This window comes from Hydrogenophaga sp., assembly GCF_030373225.1.
Classification (GTDB): domain Bacteria; phylum Pseudomonadota; class Gammaproteobacteria; order Burkholderiales; family Burkholderiaceae_C; genus Hydrogenophaga.
In genome coordinates, this window is sequence record NZ_JAUCZG010000020.1 from 1 (window position 1) to 20,458 (window position 20,458).

Below are 20,458 nucleotides of genomic sequence, written 5' to 3' on the forward strand. Positions count from 1 at the left end.
GGCACATCGATGCCGTTACGGGTGGGGGCGTCCATCCCATTGGTCGGCGTCAACACTCATCGCAACGGAATCAAGTGCGGCACCGCATCGCCGCCGGTCCAGACGACAGCGTTCTGCTCCCATCGCGATCCCAAGGTCATGGCCGCCTCGAGGGTCAACCCAAGGGCGAGGAAGCTGCTCTCGCCAGGTCACTGGTTCGAAAGATGCTGACCAACCCCCTCGACGAAAGCAAGGCTGCGCGCGCTTAGTTCACGTCCAAGTGCGGCATGCCGCTCTGCGTTTGCCGCGCCATCAAGGGATTGGCTGAGCGGATTGCACCCAGTGACGTAGGCGCTGCAGTCAACGTGGTGACGCTTGTGGGCTACCGCTAATGCAGAGGAGCGTTCATCGACGAGCATGACGAATGGAGCATCGCCAAGGACCCGGTATTCAGTTTCCCTGTAGGCCTGCGCCGTTTCAGCGCTGATGATCGATTCGAACAAAAAAACTCTCCATCATGGACGGGCCGGCGCTGCTCCCGCTTGGTTGCTCACGAGGGAGCCGCATCCGCTTTCGCGTTCCACTTTGCCCGGGACGGGGAGGTTGGCTTGGGCGTTGGCCCAGTTCCAGTTCAGCCGGCAGCCTATCCGATCCCGTTGGCCCTCGCAAACCTCAACACACCGTGTTTGGACTGTTCCACCCTGCGCTCTTGTATGCTCGTGGATCGCCTATGTAAAACCCACTAGAACCAGCAATGACGGTCAAGGATGTCGCAGCCTTTCTGAACGTCGACGACAAGGCTATCTACCGGTTCACCCAGAAAGGTGAACTGGCGGGCTTCAAGGTAGCCGGTGCCTGGCGCTTCCAGCGCGCGGACATTCAGGGATGGATAGATGCGCATAAGAGCACCGGACCAGATGGTGATGAAGTCAAGGGTGGCGGTGCGTAGTGCGTTCTCGGTGTCGCCGCTGGCGGCACGAGGTACAAGATCGAAATCGAATTGAGGGAGCTATAGATGCTATTGACGGTTAGACAAGCTTGCACGCTGAACGAAGGCGCGCTCAACATCCGCATTAGCGACGGCATAGAGCGGGTCGACCAGGAGACCCAGAGCATCGACGATGGGCGCCTGTTTCTCAAGCACTCTTACCTGACCAAAGGCATGGTCGAACTGGTCCAGGAGGGCTTTAAGCGGCTGTCAGGTGGCCTGGGCGGTAAGCCCGTTTTTCGCCTGAAGCAGGCCATGGGTGGCGGTAAGACCCACCTGATCAAAACCATGGCATTCCTAGCTCGCCATGAACTCCTTCGCTCTGAATTCTTTAGCGAAGCGGCCAGCCGGTACCAGTTCGGCGCCGCGAGGGTCACCTTCTTCAATGGCCGCGAGCAGCCAGACGACTACTTCTGGGGGCGCATCGCAGCGCAGTTGGGCCACGACGGATTTTTCGAGCCCGGTGTCAAGGCACCAGGTGAAAACCATTGGACGGCCCTGTTCAACAAGATCGATGCACCTGCGTTGATCTTGTTGGACGAAATGCCCACCTACTTCGCGTACTACAAGACGCAGCCGATTGGTGGGGGCACTGTGGCCGACGTGGCCGGGCGTGCGTTCGCGAACATGCTAACGGCAGCCATGGCGCGCAATAATATATGCGTCGTCGTGTCCGACCTCGAAGCCTCTCACGCGGAAGGCACGCAGATCATCAATGCCGCTTTGGAGAATGCGCGCAAGGAACTGAGCCGTGTCGAGTTCAACATCACACCTGTTGACCTTGCGGGTGATGAGACCTACGCCATCTTGAAGAAGCGGCTCTTCGCTACGCTGCCAGACGCGAACAAGATCGGTCATCTGGCCCAGATGTATGCCAAGTCCATCGAGCAGGCTCAGAAGTCGCGCACGATTGACCAGCAGAAGACGCCCGAGCAGTTGGCGATGGAGGTGGAGCAGACCTATCCATTCCACCCACAGATGAAGAATCTGTTCGCCCTGTTTAAGGAGAACAAGGAATACCAGCAGACCCGCGGCTTGATGGAGCTTGCCTCGCGCTTGCTCAACTCGGTTTGGTCACGCAAGTCCGATGATGTCCTTTTGATAGGACCGCAACACTTCGACCTTAGCATTGACGAGGTTCGCGAAAAAGTCATTTCGATATCCCGGCTCGAGGACGCGGTCGCCCGGGACATCTACTCCAAGGAGGGTGGCGCCCACGCCCAGGTCATCGACGCCAATGCCGGCAGCGATTGCGCCACGCAGGCTGCGAACCTGCTTCTTATCTCCAGCATGTCCACCGCCGTCAATCCGGTGAAGGGGCTGACCCGCTCCGAAACGCTGGAGTGCCTGGCTTCCCCTATTGCCGACCTCAGCTTCTTCGAAGCAGCGCTTGATTCATTGCAGAAGTCGGCCTGGTACATGCACCGAACGACTGAGGGTCGCATCTACTTCGACAAGATGGAGAACCTGACCAAGATGTTGGTCGGAATGGCCGAACGGGCGCCGGAGCCCAAGGTCAAGGAGTTGGTGTCGACACGGCTTAAACAGATGTTCGAGCCCAAGCGCAAGTCGGCCTACAGCAAGGTCCTTGCGCTGCCAATGATCGACGAAATACAGGCGGATGTGCAGGCTGGACGCGTGCTGGCGATCGTGCCGCCGGACTCTGCACTGCCGCCCGAAGAGGTGGTCAAGCTTTTCGACGGCCTGACGCGCAAGAACAACCTGCTCATCCTGTGTGGCGAACGCTCGTTCGAGATGGACAAGCTTTGGGACGCGGCCCGGATGGTCTATTCCGCCAACCAGGCCGAGGCCCAGCGGCGCATCGAACGTGGCGGCCCGCAGTGGGAAGAGTTCGAAGACCTCCGCAAGCAGTTTGAACTGACGTTCACAGGCGTCGTGAAGACGCTGTTCGACAAGCTCTTGTTCCCCTTCCAGACGCCGAGTACCGCCCCGAAGCTGCAACCCCGCAACCTGGAGCAAAGTGGCGACACCAATGACGGGGAGGCGCGCATCGAGGCGACGCTGATCAAGGACCCGATCAAGCTGTACCTGGACTGGCAGGACACGACCAAGTTTGCAGGCGTCAGGTCGCGCGTTGAGCGCCTATTCGGCCCGCAAGACGATGTCGCCTGGGCCGACATCAAGGACAAGGCGCAGACCGACTGTTCGATGTACTTCCTGCCGCAGGGCGACTTGGAAAAGATCAAGATCCGCGCCATCAACGAGGGTCTTTGGGAGGACCTGGGCAACGGCTACGTCACCAAGAAGCCCAAGCCCAAGCAAGCCGGAGTGCAGGTCACGCCGGTCGGCAAGATGCAGGACGATGGGTCCACTGTGCTGCAGATCGGCGTCATCAACGCCAGCCCAGAGACCACGAGCGTCTATTACGCCGAGGACGGCGAGGTGTCTGAGGCTTGCCCAAAGCTGAGCGACGATAAGCTCAGCACCAAGGCGCTCCGAGTCGCGTTTCTGGCCGTCGACCATTCCAGTCGCACCGAGAAGGGCGCACCGCACGTCTGGCAGAACAAACTTCTCGTTCAGTGGGAGATTAAACCGGGGAGCAATGGACAACGCTCAGTATCCCTCACGGTGCTACCTCACGCGGATGTGGTGCGTTACACCTTGAACGGTGCAGAGCCGCGAAACGGAACAAGCTATGCAGGACCCTTCTCCGTCGGAGGCGATGCCGCACTGCTGCTTGTTTACAGCGAGGCCAGCGGGCTCGAAGGCAGGGCGGAGTTCAGGATTCCAGCCTTGGGTGGCGGCGGTGGTGGCGGCGAGACGAAGCCGATCGAACCACCCCTCAACAAGCCAGTGTCCTATCCGACGCAGCGCAACGCGCAAGTCACATCGCGTGAGCAGGTATTCGCCGCGCTGGCCAAGGCGGTTGAAAGGAACATCGAGTTCACCGACGTCGTGCTGCGCATCCAGGAAGGTACCGCGTTCGGCCAATTCGGACTGCAGGGCAAGAGCAGCAAGGCCGAGCGAATCCAGCAGGCGCTGGAGACCCTCTCGGCAGGCTTTTCGCCGTCCACTCCCGTAACCATGCAATTCAGAGCCCGGTTCCCAACTGGGCAAGATTTAATCGACTTTACCAAGTCGCTGGACCTGGCCTATGCCGGTGAGTGGGCGGAGGCGCCATGACGCGTCACTCTCCGTCTGGAAACCCACCCTCGACTGCTAGTCCCGGGCCGGCGGGTTTTGTTGGCTTTGGTGCCAGTGCCGAGTACGGCGCCCATGTGTTCACTGTCAATATCCCGGCCGGCCGGTCGGGCGATGTGGTCTTGACCGAGGCATATGGTTACCTCGCCGGGCAGGAGGGCACACCCGAATTCGAAATCCGGGCCATCCTGCCCCGCGCCAAGTGGGGAAAGCTTGCGGATGCCGCCCGCAAGGATTTCAACGCCCGACTTCGTAGCAGCAAGGTCCCACCCAGTACATGGAAGCCGCAAGCCAACTTCCTGGATCGCATGCTGGGCAAAGAGCTTTGCGTGCTCATATGGGCTGCGGAGCATGCCAGCGAGGAGCAGCTTGATGCCATTTGCATCAAGTGGACCGCGCTGCGCCCAGAGGAGCGATGGTGGCTTTACGCCATGACTGCGGCTCAAGGTGGTCTTGCGGAAGATGGGAAACGTGGATGGCGCAAAGCCCTGTTTTATGCGCTTTCTGATATTGAGGCCGGCGAGCCACGCAAAGGCCGGCAAGCCCTCTTGGATGACGACAAGACCTTCAGCCTGTTCGGATGACAACGGAACCTAGTTTATGGAAAAAAGAATAATGACAGCGAGATCGGAAATAGTTGAGTTCAGTCTAAAGAATGCACCCTCTCTTATCGAAAAGGTCCTTCCCGTCCAAAGACTATCAATTGATGTCTACAAGGAGCGAATGGCCGGCTCGGGCCAAACTCTTACGTCGTTAGGCTCATATTGGAAGGGTAGAAAGCCGCTTGTACTAAACCGAGCATGCATTCTGGGTGCACTCCTACCCGCATCTGAAAACACAAAGAAGGATCTTGAAGTATTTGAGCTTCTAATGGGAATGGACGATGAGTCCATGCGTAAGCGGCTTCAACTTGATGATGCAGAGCAGCTGCCATCACTTTCCTATAAAGCCCTCGCCAGTAAAGGGAAGCGAGCCGAAGAAATTTTCGAAACTATTCATACCCATATTTGGGAAAGGGTAAATTCTCATCTTGGTACATGTGCAAACAACTATGTGCAGTTGGTTGAACAGCTCGGAATCATGCGCTTTGGACATCGGCCGAGGGTTGCCGATACATTCTCGGGTTCGGGTCAGATACCATTTGAGGCTGCCCGATTAGGTTGCGATGTTTACGCCTCGGACCTAAATCCAATTGCCTGCCTGTTGACTTGGAGCGCCTTTAAGATCGCAGGTGCTAGTGACAGTCGACGTGCTGAAATCGCAAATGAACAGGCAAGAGTAATTGCTGAGGCAAAGTCGAAGATTGATGCGTTAGGTGTAGAGACGGATGGTAAGGGATGGAGGGGAAAAGTCTACCTCTATTGCCTTGAAGTTCTTTGTCCAACTTCTGGGTGGAGGGTTCCTGTTCTTCAATCTCTAGTCGTCAGTGTCGGGTACAGGGTTGTGGCCAAGCTTGTGCCAGATCCAACAAATAAGCGCTACAAAATTAGACTCGGCCACAATGCCTCGGACCTCGAACTCAAGACCGCGGAGACGGGCACGATAACGCGCAACAGTCGTTACGGCGAGGCTTACCTGACCCATACCGTCAACGGCGTTCTTCACAGGAACTCTATTTCAGGTATCCGTGGAGACAATGCCAGCAACGAGGATGGCGTCGAACGTCCGAGGAACCGCCTGAGGCAGTGGGAAAACTCCGATTTACTTTTTCGAGAAGAGGATATCTTCGGCGAGAGGTTGTATGCAATCCAATGGATAGAGGAATCTGCAGCGAGCAGACCGAAAAGTGAATTCAGAGATGTTACAGAAGAGGATTTAGCGCGGGAAGAACTCGTCACTGAGCATGTAAGAGTCAATTTAGGTGAGTGGCAGAGACTTGGATATGTGCCAGACCTTAAAATCGAGCCAGGCGCTCCCCCGCGGTATCAAGGTCGGAGTCTCGTCGTCGAGCGTGGATGGACACGCTGGCAACATGCGTTCAATCCAAGACAAATACTTTTGAATGCCACGCTACTCTCCTGTTGTCAAACGGCGGAGAGTCTGGGGATGACGATACGCGGCCTTGACGTTAATTCTCGGCTCAGTGTCTGGCACAGATCTCATGGTGGTGGCGGTAGTGTTCAGAAGGTCTTCATGAATCAAGCCTTGAACCCACTTTACGATTACGGCAGTCGTGGACTCGCATATCTGACTCCTTTCATTTCATCGCTCGGATCACATGCTCCAATCGCCGGAGATTACGACATAGTGAATGGTCCGGCAATTGAATTTACGAGCAGTGCAGACCTTTTCATAACTGACCCGCCCTACGGGGATGCCGTCAAATATGAAGAACTCCTCGATTTCTTCATAGCATGGGTACGAAAGAGGAATATCCCTGAATTTAAAGATTGGATTTGGGACTCCCGCCGCGCCATAGCGGTCAAGGGAGAGGATCATGATTTCAAATTGGGGATGGTCGCCGCTTACAAGCGGATGGCCGAGCGTATGCCAGAGAATGGCCTACAAATTGTGATGTTTACCCATCAATCCGGCTCAATTTGGACGGACATGGCAAATATTGTCTGGGCTAGCGGGCTGCGAGTTACGGCAGCGTGGTATGTAGTAACCGAAACAGATAGCGCTCTGCGGGACGGGCAGTACGTCAAGGGAACAATTTTGCTTGTCTTGCGTAAGCGCCTAGAAACCATTGATACGGCGCGCGACGAGTTGGCCTATGAGTTGGCCGAAGAGGTTAAGAATCAGGTTGACTTGCTAACGGGACTGAACAAGGACGTCAAGGATTTGTACCGCGATGAAAACCTATTCGAGGACGCTGATCTGCAGATGGCCGGTTACGCGGCAGCACTGAGGGTGCTTACCCGGTACTGCACCATTGACGGTGTGTCGATGCCACATGAAGCCATGAGGCCGCGTGTGAAGGGCCAGACGACCATGATTGACGAGCTGATAGCGTTTGCTGTCAATATCGCTAACGAATACTTGGTGCCTGACGGAGTGGACCGTGCGGTTTGGGAAAAGAGTGCTGGCATCGAACGCTTTTATTTGAAGATGCTTGATATGGAGTCCAAAGACATTCACGTCCTGTCGAATTATCAGAACTTCGCCAAGGCGTTCAAGGTGCAGGACTACGGCGTGGTGATGGATGAGGTCAAGGCAAACCATGCCAATCTGAAAAGCGCCTCGCAGCTCGGCAAACGGGGCATGACGGCGGCCGAAGAGTTCGGCCCAACCTTGCTGCGAAGCGTGCTGTACGCCGTGCACCTGCTGCAGGAAGACAAGATAAAACCCGAGGACGTCTTGCACCAGCTCCGTGACTTGGTGCCTGACTACTTCCGCGAGCGGGAGCGTATTACTGCTCTTGCGGACTACGTGAGCAAGAAGACCGCGAAGACACGGCCGGACGAAAGCTCGAACGCCATGGTGTTGCGCGATCTGGTCCGGCGCGAGCGCGTTTGAATCTTCACGACGTTGTTCGCTCCAATGGCTCAGCTCGGTGACCTCACAGATCAGCAGCAGCTCTACTCGGCAATCCGCGAGGAAGTCGAGAAAGCATGTGGTATTGAGCGGCGTAAGCGCGGCTTCAATCTATCGGGTCGAGGGCACGAGCCTCGGATTACTCTGAATCGCAGGATGGCCGCGATTCTTCGGACTTGCGACATTCCTCGGGTCACTATCACTGGCTACGGGGCCAACAACTACTATCCCGCCCGAGTGTTTGAACGAGCAAAAGACGCATTGAACAGGCGACTTGGGTGGTGTCCATTCGCTCGGTCGAGTGACGGAGCTCTCTGCTTCGTCGAGCGTGCAGGCTCGGTGGCGAAGGAGCCCAAGCCGTGATCCAACGTTTTTCTTCCCTGCGTCAGCGCCTGGACCATGTGTTCCTTGCCGATCGACTCAAAGGTGCACGGTCCTACAAGCGGATCGCGGGGTACTTTCGCTCCTCCATCCTGGAACTGGTCGGCGAACAGATCGAGGAGATCGAGGACGTCCGTATCGTTTGCAACAGCGAGCTGGATCCGCATGACGTCATGGTGTCCAAGGCAGCGCGCGAAGTCGCGCTGAAGGAACGTTGGAATCAGGAGCCGATTGAGACCGAGGCTTTTTTCCATCGAGAACGCTACCGGCGCCTGTACAACTTGCTTAGCAGCGGCCGCGTGCAGATCAAGGTGGTGCCGAAGAACCGGGTCTTTCTGCATGGCAAGGCTGGCGTGATTACGCTGGCAGATGGGCGGCGCACCAGCTTCCTGGGCAGCATCAACGAAAGCCGCGCCGCGTTCGCGGAGAACTATGAGATTTTGTGGGAGGACCCCTCAGAGGAGGGTTGCCGTTGGGTCGACGAGGAATTCGATGCGCTGTGGGCCGAGGGGCATGACCTGCCCGATGCCATCCTCACTGAGGTCAAACGCATCGCCGAGCGAGTGGAGGTCACCTTCAAAGACCTGCCGGCCAAAGACCTGCCCGCGGCGACGATGGTGGAGTCCCCCATCTACCGTGGCGGCGAGCAACTGCAGCCCTGGCAGAGGTCGTTCGTCGCCACCTTTCTGCAGCACCGAGAAATTTACGGCAAGGCCAGGCTCCTGATAGCGGATGAGGTAGGGCTTGGTAAGACGCTATCCATGGCTACGGCGGCTTTAGTCAGTTCACTGCTGGGCGATGGCCCGGTGCTGATTCTGTGCCCGGCAACTCTGACCTTGCAGTGGCAGGCCGAGATGAAGGACCGTCTGGGAATTCCAAGCGGGGTCTGGGTGAGCAACCAGAAGTGCTGGCTGGACGCCGAGGGGCGCACGATCATGACGCGTGGTGCGGAGGACATCGCGCGCTGCCCTTTTCAGGTCGCGATCGTGTCCACCGGATTGATTGTTCACCAATCCACCGAAGCCAACGTGTTGAAGCGTGTACGGGTGGGCACGCTGATCCTGGATGAGAGCCATAAGGCTCGGCGCCGCGGGCAACTTGGCGTTGACGACCCGGAGCCCAATAACCTGTTGGCCTTCATGATGGACATGGCTCACAACGCCCGTCACGTGCTTCTCGGCACAGCTACACCGATCCAGACGGCGGTACGCGAGCTGTGGGATCTGCTGATGATCCTGAACCAGAACGCCGACTTCGTAATGGGCCGGGACCAAGCGTCGATCTGGCGGTTCTGGCAGAGGACGCACCCGATCATCACCGGCCGCGAATTCGTGCCCGATGAGGCAACAGCCTGGGACCTGCTGCGTTCGCCGCTACCCGCGAAGACCACACCGATGATGGATGTGATCTGCAGACCTCTGGTCCTGGCGATCCGAAACGACCTAAACCTGCCCGACGGCCAGTTTCACGTCTCTGACGCTTCGACAAGCCTGAGCCCTTTCACGCGTTCGGACCTGCAGGCGTTGGTCAAGACAAACTTCTTCCAGCGAAACAATCCATTCGTGCGCCATGTCGTTCTTAGGCGACGGAAGACACTCGAGGACGCTGGGTTGCTGGAGAAGATCGCTGTCGATGTCCATCCTGACCCGGAGGCACCGCCTGGAACCTATCCCGGCGTAACTTTCCTGGGCCGCGGCCTCATGACCAACCATCCTTTTGAGTTGGCCTATGAAGCTGCGGAGGCGTTCATTGCCATCCTCAGCCAGCGCACGAAGGGCGCGAAGCTGCTGCGGTCGGTGTTCCTACAGCGAATCTGTTCGTCGTTTCAGTCGGGGCGCCTGACGGTCGAACGCATGCTGGCGCGGCGGGTCGACACCAGCGGCGACAACCCGCAACTGGAGATGGTCGAGCTCGGCGCCCTGCAAACGCTGACCGATGAAGAGGTCGGATATCTCGAGGCGATTCGCGACGAGTTGACACGTGCGGAGGCGATCGACCCGAAGCTCAACGCCGTCCGTTGGTTCCTGAGCCAGCATCGAAGCGGTGGACAGACTTGGAGCGAGCTCGGCTGCATCATTTTTTCGCAGTATTACGACACCGCGCACTGGGTAGCCACTGAACTCGCCAAGGACTTCCCCGACAAGGTAGTCGCCGTGTATGCCGGCGCCGGCAAGAGCGGCCTCTTCCGTGACGGTGAGTTCATCGGCGTCGACCGCGACCAGATCAAGAAGTTGGTCAAGACCCGGGAAGTCCAACTGGTGGTAGCCACCGACGCAGCTTGCGAGGGCCTCAATTTGCAGACTCTGGGTACGCTCATCAACATCGATCTGCCGTGGAACCCATCGCGGCTTGAACAACGCCTGGGCCGCATCAAGCGATTTGGCCAAGCCCGCGATACCGTGGACATGCTCAACCTGACCTATCACGCCACACGAGATGAGGACGTCTACAACACGATTTCGTCACGGATGAAGGACCGCTTTGACATCTTCGGTGGGCTGCCGGATTGCATCGACGACGACTGGATCGAAGACATCCAGGAGTTCGAGGACCTGGCGCAGACTCATCTACATCTACGAGGTCAGGTTTCTAATATTTTCGAGGAGACCTGGGGATCGACCGTGAGCAGCGAACAAAACCGATGGGACGAGTGCACCCGGGTGCTGTCGCGGCGCGACATCCTGCAGGTGATGGGAGCTCCGTGGCGATGAACACATTTGCTCCTCCCTGCGCCATTGCGAGCATGCCGGAAGGCAACCGTACCTCTAGTTTTGAAAGTCCGGAATTCAGGGGGATGTCAGAAAGATTGCTCTGAAAGATCGGGGATATAGCCGAATCAGGCGGCAAGTTTGTCGTCAATCGAAACTTCCAGCCCAAAGAACTGATGGCTAAGCTCCAATTCGAAGAGTTGGCGGCCATCGCAAGAGTCGGCAAATTTCATCGTCGATCGCCATTTCAACCTCCTGTAGTTTTTCAAACTGTTGGCGGTAGGTGTCGAGGTGCATGCCTTTTCTTCGGCTGCCATGAGGACCTAAATGTCGGAGGATCTTCTGTCGCTTGATCGCTAGGCGCCCCAGCCGAGACTCGCTTTGCGACTCGTAGGACAGCCGGTGGCAGTGCCTGCAGCGAAAAGTTCTGTTGCCGAAGAACATCACGGAGCAGCGCTGCCGACATCCAGGGCACAGCATCATCACCCGAGTTCCCCCGAATCCACATGCGGCATGGCTCAGATCGATGGTCTCGTGCACGAGTAGGCCACCAACCGCGTAGGAAATCTCCATGTTGTTTTGTAATGTCCTGACCGAGATGGTCGATGTCGTCGCAAGCGTCTCAGGGTTCTTCCACCACCACATGCCTTGCCACGGAGTCCGAAATAGACCGGCTTTCTGCATCTGGCGAATATCCAAGCGCCTCGCATCTTCCACATGGCAGGCGTTTCCTGGTCGGCCAGCTCCCGCACGCAACCCTCCCCGGTTTTCGCTTCTCATTTCGGAATCAAGTTGAACCGGTAGCCGGCGAGACCGTAGGCGGCCTGGTTGAATAGATTGAGGTCGTATGGGCTGGCGCGCGTGAGAGCTGGTGCGCATTCAAGGTGCGTGACTTCAGTAGTGCACTTGGCGGACGAGTAGTGGTGGTCATGGAGTCCCGGTGGGAGTCCACATGTGGAGGAGGGTGTATTTACCCAAGCGAAGTTTGCTGGACCTCTGCCGTGGCGAGGCATAGCCAGTGCTTTTGCGCGAACGACGCGCAGCGAGACCGCCGGCAATATAGCGCGCTGGGTGATCCAGCGAAACGCCGTGGAGTGGCGGCAGCCGATGAGCGCCGCGATGGCGCGCGAGGTGGTACCGGCAGCTCTTAGCTCGCGGGCGCGAGCGACCTCTACGTCGGTGAACCGATGGAAGTGATTGGCCTCGCCCACCGGCTGCCCAAAACGGTTCGTGTGCCGCGGTATCAGCATGTTGCTGGACCCTTCCACGCAGGAGCGCTTAGCCGGCGGGGTGAGCTGCAGATTTCCTGCTCGTTCAAGGCGCTATGGGCTGTCTTGCGTGAAACACCGACACCGTGTGCCCCCGCACCGAAAATCCCCCAGCACAACCTGCACGCGGTGCACGCGGTCTGATCTTCTGCACCGTGTGCAACCACGTTCGCAGAGTGCGTTTGCCTGCACGCACTGTGTGTGTAGGGTACAAGGGACCGAGTGCGTGCAGCTGTGCACCCGGCTTGGCTGCACGTGGTTTTCACAGCTCACCCTCCGGCGTGAAAACACCAGCGGCGGTCTCATGCCCCTTTTCGGTCAAAGCCAGGCACTCACCCGCGTTGCGGTTGCTCATCAGATAAGTGTCCACTTTTACGAACCCTTCACCGAGCCACCGGTTGACCTCCTTCATGACGTCGGCCGACTTCAAACCCGCCGGCATACCCTCCATCGATTTCAGCGTGTTGAAGACGCTGTTGCTAGAGTTTTGTTTTGGACTGACCCGGCGCCCTTGTTTGATGGCCTGGTCCAAAAGGTTTAGCAGCATGTCGCGGTGATCCTCGGCTCGGGCACGCCCTTGGCGAACCGTGACGACATCGAACAGCTTGAGCCCGTCGTTCCACTTGATAACCGCCTCGGCGCCGGCCTTGGCGTAGTTCACCTTCGGCAGCGTGAGCACGATCTCGTCGCTGTCCTTGACCCTAGCCATGAACCAGCGAGAGCGGGCACTGTTGTGCCACCCGGTGCTGCCTGAATACCCCTTGGCCTCGCCAACCTCGGCCATGCTGCTGGCGGCGTCGACGTGGGACAGCAGCAGTACCGCCGACGCCAACCGCTTCAGGTGCGACATGAACTGCCGTACCTTCGCCCGGTCGTTTTCGTTCGCGTCGATCGCGTCGGATGCGTTGTCGAAGATCAACACCTTGGCGTCGATGCGTTTGACCTCCTTCGCCAACCACTTGAACCTCTCCGTCGTCCGGCCGTTGACCTTTTCCTCCCCAGCAAACAGCACGTTGTCGCTCTCGGTTGCGTCCAACACGTGGAGCCACCCTTCCAGATCAGAACGGGCAATCTTCAGCTTGCGCATGTACCGCGCGAAGCGCAGGTGCATCACGTCAAGGTTGTCCTCGGCGCTGTAGAGCACAACCCGGGTCCGCGGGATCTTCTGGTCAGGGTCGAACGGGTGCCGCCCCGTAGCCAGGCACAGTGCGATGTACACGGACATGTAGCTCTTGCCGGTGCCGCCATGCGCCGCGAACATCGTCACCACCTTGTCGGGCATCCAGCCCGGTATGACGAACGGAATCTCGGGCGGATCCTCCGGCATCCTTGACCAATCCAGCGCGACCGGGTGCCTATCCGTTTTGACCTCAACGCCCAAGTCTTCGGCCAGTTTCTCGGGCGTCCCACCGGTCTTGCCAGAAAGGCGCTTTAGCACCGAATCGACCATCGCCTGGGCATGGTGCAGTGCTGGCAATTCCGCCTTGACCATCTCTATCAGATCAGTGGCGGCGACCCCTTCGCTCTCGGCCATCTCGATCATGCCCAGGATGTAGTCGCGCTTGTCTCTGTCCACCGCCTCCAAGTCTTCGAACTCCGCTGCCCCGGCTGGGCTGCTACGCGATGGCACAGCTGCCGAGAGGCCCAGCTCAGGGTGCTCACGCTCGAACCACTCAAGCACCTGGGGGAACTTCAGCTCGCCGCCATGCCGGTGGTGGCAGCGGTAACCGTAACTGCCATCGCTGTTGAGCCGCACTGCGGCGCCGTTGTCGGCGCTGTCGGTGTGCTCGTACACCTTGCAGCAGGTAACGTCGTGCCATCCGTCAGACAGTGCGTGTTTGTATGCTCCGATGGCAGCGAAGGCGTCGAGCACCGGATCGCCACCAACAACCGCGTCGTGACGCGCAGGTTTGGCCCCATCGCAGTCGGTATGCTTGCTGATGTCGTCCGCACTGATGCCGAACGCCTCAGCGATCTGGGCTATGGTGTACTTGCGCTCAGGCACATATTCGAGCATCTGGCAGAGGTAACCATCAGCCCCAAACCGCTCGAGATACGCCGACTTGCGGTTGCTGCCCACTGGCAGGCGCACGTAGCGAGTCACGCCCTTCATGCCTGGATCTTTTCCCTCGACGGCCAGACCCTTGGCCACCATGGCGTTCACCAGGCCCTCGACAAGCACCTGGTCGGCCTCGCCACCGCCGGAGATGATGTACCCAACCTGGCAGTTCCCTGGTGAAGTCTCAAGCCGCCAGGATGGCGGCAGCGTCACCACGTCTCGCGGCACCTTGGTGCCGACGTCGTCGACTACGATGCAGCAGGTAACCCGGTGCAGCGCCTTGCGCCGCCTGGCCTTCTTGATGCCGTCCTCGACGGAAGGCTCGAACAGGCTGATGGTGAAGTAGGTGTTGCTGCGCGCTACCAGCGCGCGGGCCTTGTCGCTGTACCAGCCGCCGGCCCAGCACCGCGCCGATTGCTTGCGACTATGTGGGTCGAGCGTATCTGGTGACTCAGTGAACGCCGTGACGTGGGCGAGCATGTACTCGTCACCAAAGACATCGAGCAGGAACTGTTCGTTCGAAATCTGGATGCCGCTGCCGGGCGCGGCGGTGGATCCAGCTTTAGCTAATGGCGCATACCGCACCGTCTCTTGAAGTATCGTCATGGTTCTTTGATCTGATGTTTGAGGGGCCTCGGCTGTGGCGGCTGGGGCCTTTTCCTTCTTTGCTTTGCCATGAGGCGGATGAATTCGTTCTTCATGGCGGGGGCGTGCTCCAAGCCAGCAACAACGCGTTGAACTGGTAGATCAGTGCATCAGCCTGGCGGGCCTGCCACTGCGTGCCCACTGCTGCGGCTTTGTTCCAGGATCTCCCTGAAAGGGCATCGCGAATCGTGCGGCGCGCGACGCCGTACTTGTCAGCCAGCTCCTGCTGTGACCACCCGGCATCTCGCAGCTCGAAGGTCTCGTCGACCTGGGCCTGCGTCAGGATGGCCCTCTGGTGGTGGTCCCCCAGAAACAGCCCGCGCTCATTGCGTACCGGCCGCGTCACCGCCGGCCGCCTGTGACCTCTGCGGCCAGGTGCTCTAGGTCGACCAGGGCGATATGTGCGCGCGCAGTGATCAGGCACTTCGCATCGCTCGGCGTCAACGCTGTGGTGCCGGTCATGGCCGACCTCCTTCAAGCACTACGCACTTCGGGATCACCCCGGTGTAGAGTTTGATGAAAACGGCGTAAGGCACCCCTACCAACTCGGCCGCGTTCCTCCTCGCGGCGAGGTAGGAAACCCCACCCCTGCGATTTCGCTTCCGCCTGTCCGCCAGGCAGCAGATCACCAGCTCGCGGCACACCTCATGGATGGCCCTCTTCAAAGTTGGCTTTGCGTGCGGGGTGCGCTTCCCCAGCGGTGCGCCCGTGTGCTTGGCCAGCGTCCACTCGGCATCGGCAGCGACAGCGCGGTGGAAATCCTTCGACTGGTTGCACCAGTCGGCCTCGGCCTCGGCCCGGTACACCGCGATCAGGTGAGTCAGAAGTTCGACTGCGCCCGGCACGCGATGCACGCTCATTGAAGCGCTCCCGGTGCCTGCACCAGCAGCGGCCTAACACCGCCCTCTTCAGGGACTACCACGGGGTCTAGCAGCCCACTGGCCACGCTCAAGGCAACCTCGACGCAGAACACACCGTAGGCCTCGAGCGGCTCCTTGGCGGCAAGACGAAACTTCGCCAGCTCGAGGATGGCCTGCACCTCGGTGGCAGCCATGCGCATGTCGCTCGGGCTCATGCTGCACCCCCGACGCGGTGCTGCACGAGCCAAGCATCCAGGTCAGTGACGAGGTATCGGACGGCCGTGGCGAGCGTCACCCACCGTGGGCCCTTACCGGGCTTGCTCTCACGAAGGGCGCGCATGTCTGCGACGCGGGTGTTTCGGAGAAAGCTGGGACTCAGCCCAAGGTATTGGGCGGCTTCCTTTTCGCGAAGTGCTCGAGGCACGATCACGCTCGGCGGCCGATGCTTGCGCTGCGTGCTGGACTGGCTGGCTGTGTTCATGAGAGGGCTCCTAAGGCCCACCGTGGGCCTCTGCAGCCAACTATTTCGGGACAGAAACCTTCTGTCGATTTATGTCACGGATTCTTTTTCCGGCGTTCTCGGTAGTAGGCTTGGCGCACGTCCTCGATTTCCGGGAACGCCGCACGGCGCTCCAGAATGTTGCAGGCCTGGGTGATGCTGCTGGCCTTACCGCTCGCTATGAGACCCTCAACAGCTTCCACCAGCCCGTCTTTTCCTGATGCCGGCCGGCCGGGAGCCCCACCTTCCTGAAACGCTGGAACAAAATCCATGGCTAGCTGCCAAGCGAGCAGCTGCCAGTCAGTACCGCCTGGTTCCCCGTCCTCAGCGGGCCTTTGTGCCTCTGGATACGCTGCGATGAGCACATCCAGGAGGTTCAGGGCGGGTGCGTAGCCTTCGGTCTGCAGGTAGCTGCTGCGGAGCATGGCCTTGGCCGCCGTTGGGTCTGTGGGCGCCTCGGTGGCGTTGTTGACCCGGGTCTTCATGCTGCGTCCAGCAAGGCCACGGCCGCGCGCTTCTGGTGAGGTGCCAGATGCGCATAGCGCTCGGTGAGAGTGATGCTCGAATGGCCGAGGAGATCTCTCACCTGATACAGGTCCACGCCGGCCTGCACCAGGCGCGAGGCAAAGTCGTGGCGCTGATCGTGAAAGGTGAGGTCGTTCAGCTGGGCCCGCTCGATCAGCACCGCCCAAGACTTCTTCAAGGTGACGAAGGGCTTGTCGGTATCGGCGTTCACGAATACGAACGGCGCAAGCTTTACTGGCTCGCCGGCGGCCTTGGCCTCGCGTGCGGCTGCGTCGCGCTCGGCCGCCAGCTCTTGCAGCACGCCAACGGCGGTTGCGTTGAGCGCGATGTGGCGGGTCTTGTTGCCCTTGCTCGATGCCGCCGTGACGATCAGCTCAGCACGTTGGATTGAGACGTTCTCCCACCGCAGCTTGAACATTTCACCGCGCCGCATACCGGTGTTCAGCGCCAGGATGCACAGTCGGCGCAGGTACGCCGGGGTGTCCGGATGGTTGAGGGCCTGCATGAACCGGGCGCGCTCGCCCAGCTTGTTGCCCTGGTCATCGAAGATCTCTTCCTGCTCATCCCGTTGGCCAAGCCACCGCACGCGCTTGTCGTCGCCGATGAGGTCGCGCCCGAACGGTTTGAACGCAGGGTCGTCGAGGGGGTTCTTGTCGATGACACGAAACTCCACAGCCTTGTTCATAAGGGCGAGGAGGGCGGTGCGATCACGGTTCAGAGTCTGCGGGGCAATCTCCTCAGTCAGCCTATCTGAACGGTGAGCCACGACCTTTTGGATATCCAGGGTGGCCATGTCGTCGTCGAGGATGGGTTTCCAAGCGGAAAGGATGCGGTTTTTGGTGTCCGAGCCGCTCTTGGCGCGGATCAGGCAATCAGTCCAGTACCTGCCTTCGACGAACTTGCGCACCGTGCGCGACTCGGCCTTCGCGTCTTCGACGCGCACCTCGCGCTTTTCGCCAGCTGGGTCTTTGCCGCGTACCTTGTCGACCGCCAGCCTGGCGCGCCCCGGGTCGAATTGCTCCAGGGTGCCGATGGTCCAGGTCTGTCTCTTACCAGCAGCGTCGCGATAGTCATAGGCCCAGGACATCTTGCCGGTGGCGCCCACTCGTAAGATCAGCCCACGGCACTCGGCATCACGATAGGTTTTGCGCTCGCCAGTGGGTTTGATGTGTTCGGCGATGTAGGTTTTCGTGAGCTTCGCGGTGATGACTGCGGCCATGATGCGGACCCTTGCTTCGGTAGGGCAGGGAGCCCGTGGACTCCTGCCGGGACTCCACGCTAGAACAAGTGCAGTGAAGTGCGACTGAGTTCAAGGATATTCGACAGGGCAGGGGTCCCGCAAGGAATTTGCTGGGTGCATCGAAGTATTCAGGAGTCCAGCAAAGTGCTAAAAAGTGCTGCGAAGTACAACCCTGTACAAGCCAAAAAAGCCCCTATTTCGCTTTCACACGGCAGGGGTCGCAGGTTCGAACCCTGCACCGCCCACCAGCCCACAGCTGTGAAACAAGCCCTTGCAAGCGATTGCAAGGGCTTTTTTCTTGCTTCAAACAACCGCAGCTCATCGCATCTGCCGCGTGATCGGGTCCCGCGCTGTCTTCAGCGGGCAGAGAGTCCTAGAAGAATCGAGCGATCGGTCTGGGCGCATCAGCGGGGAACGCTGTTCAGGGACCAGTCGTAGTCGAGGAATGCAATGTCGAAACGCCCGCTGCGAAGCCGCTCCCGGCCCGCAGGGGAATCGGACAGGCGTTCGGCGTGCAGGCCGGCAAACGCCTGCAGGGAGGTGATGCCCCGGTCGCCTCGCTTGAAGTCGTCGGCGTACCAGTCAAAGATGCGCGACAGCTGCAGCCGCCCCCGGGTTTCATCAAACCGGTTGCGCGTGCGGTCGGCCATGAAACGGTTCGTCTGCTCTTCGAGTTGGGCGTCGATGCGGCTTGCCTCGAAGGCTTCTTCGCGCAACATCGGGCAACCGATGGACGCACAGTTCACCGCGAAATGCACCCTGGGGTCGTCGTACACGCCCCGCTTGCGCAGCATGCCGTGTTCGATGTCGTCCAGCGACACCTTGCGGCCCAACAGGGCAATCCATGTCGGCTTCCAGGGACTGGAAAGGAGGCTGCCCAACGCCTTGATCGATGTCAGGTCCGGGTATTTGGTGAGGATCAGTTCGACCGTGAACGCGTTGTAGGCGTTGATCAGGAACGCCTGGCGCTGCGCGGGCGAAAAGGTCGAGAAGGCGTCTTCGGTGATGGCCGAGAGGGACGACAGATAGGCCGTGAGCGCACCGCGGTCCTGCGCGAAGCCTGCGTAGCGAACCTGCGAGGCCTGCCCGCCACGAAGCAGCACGACATGCCGTTTGAGCAGACCGGTCCAGGCGGCGTGGGTGTGATCGAAGCTTGCAGCATGGCTCTGGCCCATGGGCCACAAGGCCGGCAGGCACCCGGCAGTGAAGAGCAGGAACTGGCGTCGGCGGGGGGTCATGACAGCGCTCACGGTCGCGGGCGCCGTGGTTGCGCGCGAGGTGGGCGTTGAAGGGGTTTTCATCGGGCTTGCCTTGACGGGTTGAAAGGGAGGGAAGGGCACTGGTTTTACGAAGCCGCAGGCCTTTCGGTTACAGGCAGTGCAGAATCCCGGGCCGACCATGCCTTTGGTCGGCACTGGTTCCAACCATCCCCCATCTGTGTAACCAAAGCAGCAGCTGCCACGAAATGCCCATGGAGACAGGTCACAACGACTTCGAAGCCAGCCTCAAACCGCTGTGGCTGCGCGCGCAGCAGGGCGACGAGGTGGCTTACCGCGAGGCGCTGGAGAAGATCGCGGTGCGCATTCGTGGATTCCTGCGCCGGCGCATGCAGTCGACGCCGGATGACATCGAAGACCTGGTCCAGGAAACGCTGCTGGCGCTTCATCTGCAACGCGGGACCTTCGATCCGAGCTTGCCGGTCAGCGCCTGGGTCACGGCCATCGCGCGCCACAAGCTGGTCGATCTCTGGAGGCGCCGTGGGCGTCGGGAGAACCTCCACGACGCGCTGGACGATGTGGACGAGGCCTTGCTGGCCGCCGAGCCGGTCGAGGATGGTGCACAGCGCGACCTTGAAAAGCTGCTTGCGGCGTTGCCGGATGTCCAGCGCCAGGCCATCGAGTTGACGAAGATCGAGGGCCTGTCGGTGTCCGAGGCATCGAAGCGCACCGGCATCTCGGAATCGGCGATCAAGGTGCAGGTGCACAGAGGATTGAAGCGGCTGGCGCAATGGGTGAAGGACACAGGAACATGAAAACACAATCGTTGATCGAGATGTTGGCCAAGGGCGCAGGGCCTGCCCCGCAGGCGCCCGTGCTGCGGCGACTGGCTCCGGTGATGGCACTCGGCCTGATCGCCAGCGCCTTGTTCGCCCTGGTGAGCATGGGATCGATCCCGGCGGCCATGTGGGCCACCTCGGCGCCCTGGCTCAAGCTGATGTACGGCGCCAGCCTGGCGCTGGCGGCGGGCTGGCTGACGGCTCGGCTGTCCCGGCCGGTGGCGCGCACCCGTTGGCCCGTGCGGGCCGTGTTGGCCGTTTTTGCCACCATGCTGGCCCTGGGCGCGCTCACGCTGGTGACCAGCGCGCCGGACCAGCGCTTGGCGGCGCTGTTTGGTGAAACCTGGCTGAGTTGTCCCAGGAACGTGGTGCTGCTGTCGCTGCCGGCGCTGGCCGGCGCTTTGTGGGCCTTGCGCGGGCTGGCACCCACCGAGCTCAGGTCCGCCGGCTTCCACGCCGGGTTGATGGCCGGTGCTCTGGGCGCCATGGGCTACTCCCTGGTGTGCCCCGAGGTCTCGGCCACGTTCGTGGCGGTCTGGTACTCACTCGGCATCTTGCTGACAGGGCTGCTGGGCGCAGTCCTCGGGCCGCGGCTGCTGCGGTGGTGAGGC

General features: G+C 59.9%; 16 protein-coding genes and 1 pseudogene. 8 read left to right on the forward strand and 9 right to left on the reverse strand.

The window, feature by feature from the left end:
- Positions 1 to 188: 188 nt before the first annotated feature.
- A complete protein-coding gene (locus QUV35_RS12185; protein ID WP_366945426.1) occupies positions 189 to 482 on the reverse strand; it encodes a DUF3293 domain-containing protein in 294 nt (97 codons plus the stop codon).
- Between the two features lie 251 nt (positions 483 to 733).
- On the opposite strand from QUV35_RS12185, the gene QUV35_RS12190 reads away from it, so the two are divergent.
- The 6 genes and pseudogenes from QUV35_RS12190 (at position 734) to QUV35_RS12210 (ending at position 10,698) form a co-directional block, all read left to right on the forward strand.
- Entirely contained in the window at positions 734 to 928 is a 195-nt protein-coding gene (locus QUV35_RS12190) for a helix-turn-helix domain-containing protein (protein ID WP_300874203.1), read from the forward strand.
- A gap of 66 nt (positions 929 to 994) precedes the next feature.
- Positions 995 to 4,111, forward strand: coding sequence for a DUF499 domain-containing protein (locus QUV35_RS12195; protein WP_300874205.1), 3,117 nt, complete (start codon positions 995 to 997; stop codon positions 4,109 to 4,111).
- Positions 4,108 to 4,713 (forward strand): anti-phage-associated DUF3780 domain-containing protein, encoded by a 606-nt coding sequence (locus QUV35_RS12200; RefSeq protein WP_300874207.1) that lies wholly within the window; start codon positions 4,108 to 4,110, stop codon positions 4,711 to 4,713. Before QUV35_RS12195 ends, QUV35_RS12200 begins: the two co-directional genes overlap by 4 nt.
- A gap of 31 nt (positions 4,714 to 4,744) precedes the next feature.
- Positions 4,745 to 4,963 (forward strand): annotated as a pseudogene (locus tag QUV35_RS18920) (DUF1156 domain-containing protein); the annotation flags it as partial.
- Positions 4,964 to 4,999: 36 nt separating this feature from the next.
- Positions 5,000 to 7,588 carry an anti-phage-associated DUF1156 domain-containing protein gene (locus tag QUV35_RS12205; protein ID WP_300874210.1) on the forward strand — a complete coding sequence of 863 codons (2,589 nt, stop codon included), beginning with the start codon at positions 5,000 to 5,002 and terminating at the stop codon, positions 7,586 to 7,588.
- Positions 7,589 to 7,965: 377 nt separating this feature from the next.
- Positions 7,966 to 10,698 (forward strand): phospholipase D-like domain-containing anti-phage protein, encoded by a 2,733-nt coding sequence (locus tag QUV35_RS12210; RefSeq protein WP_300874213.1) that lies wholly within the window; start codon positions 7,966 to 7,968, stop codon positions 10,696 to 10,698.
- A 125-nt stretch (positions 10,699 to 10,823) separates the two neighbouring features.
- Here QUV35_RS12210 and QUV35_RS12215 read toward each other — a convergent pair whose 3' ends face one another.
- From QUV35_RS12215 to QUV35_RS12250, 8 genes are all read right to left on the reverse strand, one after another.
- Entirely contained in the window at positions 10,824 to 11,012 is a 189-nt protein-coding gene (locus QUV35_RS12215; protein WP_300874216.1) for a hypothetical protein, read from the reverse strand.
- 1,213 nt (positions 11,013 to 12,225) lie between these two features.
- The gene (locus QUV35_RS12220; RefSeq protein WP_300874218.1) at positions 12,226 to 14,628 is read right to left on the reverse strand and encodes an AAA family ATPase; all 2,403 of its coding nucleotides are present in this window, start codon (positions 14,626 to 14,628) and stop codon (positions 12,226 to 12,228) included.
- A 91-nt stretch (positions 14,629 to 14,719) separates the two neighbouring features.
- The gene (locus QUV35_RS12225) at positions 14,720 to 15,013 is read right to left on the reverse strand and encodes a helix-turn-helix domain-containing protein (protein WP_300874221.1); all 294 of its coding nucleotides are present in this window, start codon (positions 15,011 to 15,013) and stop codon (positions 14,720 to 14,722) included.
- Positions 15,014 to 15,125: 112 nt separating this feature from the next.
- Positions 15,126 to 15,527 carry a hypothetical protein gene (locus tag QUV35_RS12230; protein WP_300874224.1) on the reverse strand — a complete coding sequence of 134 codons (402 nt, stop codon included), beginning with the start codon at positions 15,525 to 15,527 and terminating at the stop codon, positions 15,126 to 15,128.
- Positions 15,524 to 15,742 carry a hypothetical protein gene (locus QUV35_RS12235; protein ID WP_300874227.1) on the reverse strand — a complete coding sequence of 73 codons (219 nt, stop codon included), beginning with the start codon at positions 15,740 to 15,742 and terminating at the stop codon, positions 15,524 to 15,526. Before QUV35_RS12235 ends, QUV35_RS12230 begins: the two co-directional genes overlap by 4 nt.
- 340 nt (positions 15,743 to 16,082) lie before the next feature.
- A complete protein-coding gene (locus QUV35_RS12240) occupies positions 16,083 to 16,511 on the reverse strand; it encodes a hypothetical protein (protein WP_300874229.1) in 429 nt (142 codons plus the stop codon).
- A complete protein-coding gene (locus QUV35_RS12245) occupies positions 16,508 to 17,770 on the reverse strand; it encodes a site-specific integrase (protein WP_300874231.1) in 1,263 nt (420 codons plus the stop codon). The genes QUV35_RS12240 and QUV35_RS12245 overlap by 4 nt, the downstream gene beginning before the upstream one ends.
- Before the next feature lie 425 nt (positions 17,771 to 18,195).
- The gene (locus tag QUV35_RS12250; protein ID WP_300874234.1) at positions 18,196 to 19,092 is read right to left on the reverse strand and encodes a DUF547 domain-containing protein; all 897 of its coding nucleotides are present in this window, start codon (positions 19,090 to 19,092) and stop codon (positions 18,196 to 18,198) included.
- 170 nt (positions 19,093 to 19,262) lie between these two features.
- On the opposite strand from QUV35_RS12250, the gene QUV35_RS12255 reads away from it, so the two are divergent.
- On the forward strand, positions 19,263 to 19,823 hold the full coding sequence (locus QUV35_RS12255; protein ID WP_300874236.1) for a sigma-70 family RNA polymerase sigma factor: 561 nt from the start codon (positions 19,263 to 19,265) through the stop codon (positions 19,821 to 19,823).
- Positions 19,820 to 20,455: a DUF1109 domain-containing protein gene (locus tag QUV35_RS12260; protein WP_300874239.1), complete on the forward strand. Its 636-nt coding sequence runs from the start codon at positions 19,820 to 19,822 to the stop codon at positions 20,453 to 20,455. The genes QUV35_RS12255 and QUV35_RS12260 overlap by 4 nt, the downstream gene beginning before the upstream one ends.
- Positions 20,456 to 20,458: the final 3 nt, after the last annotated feature.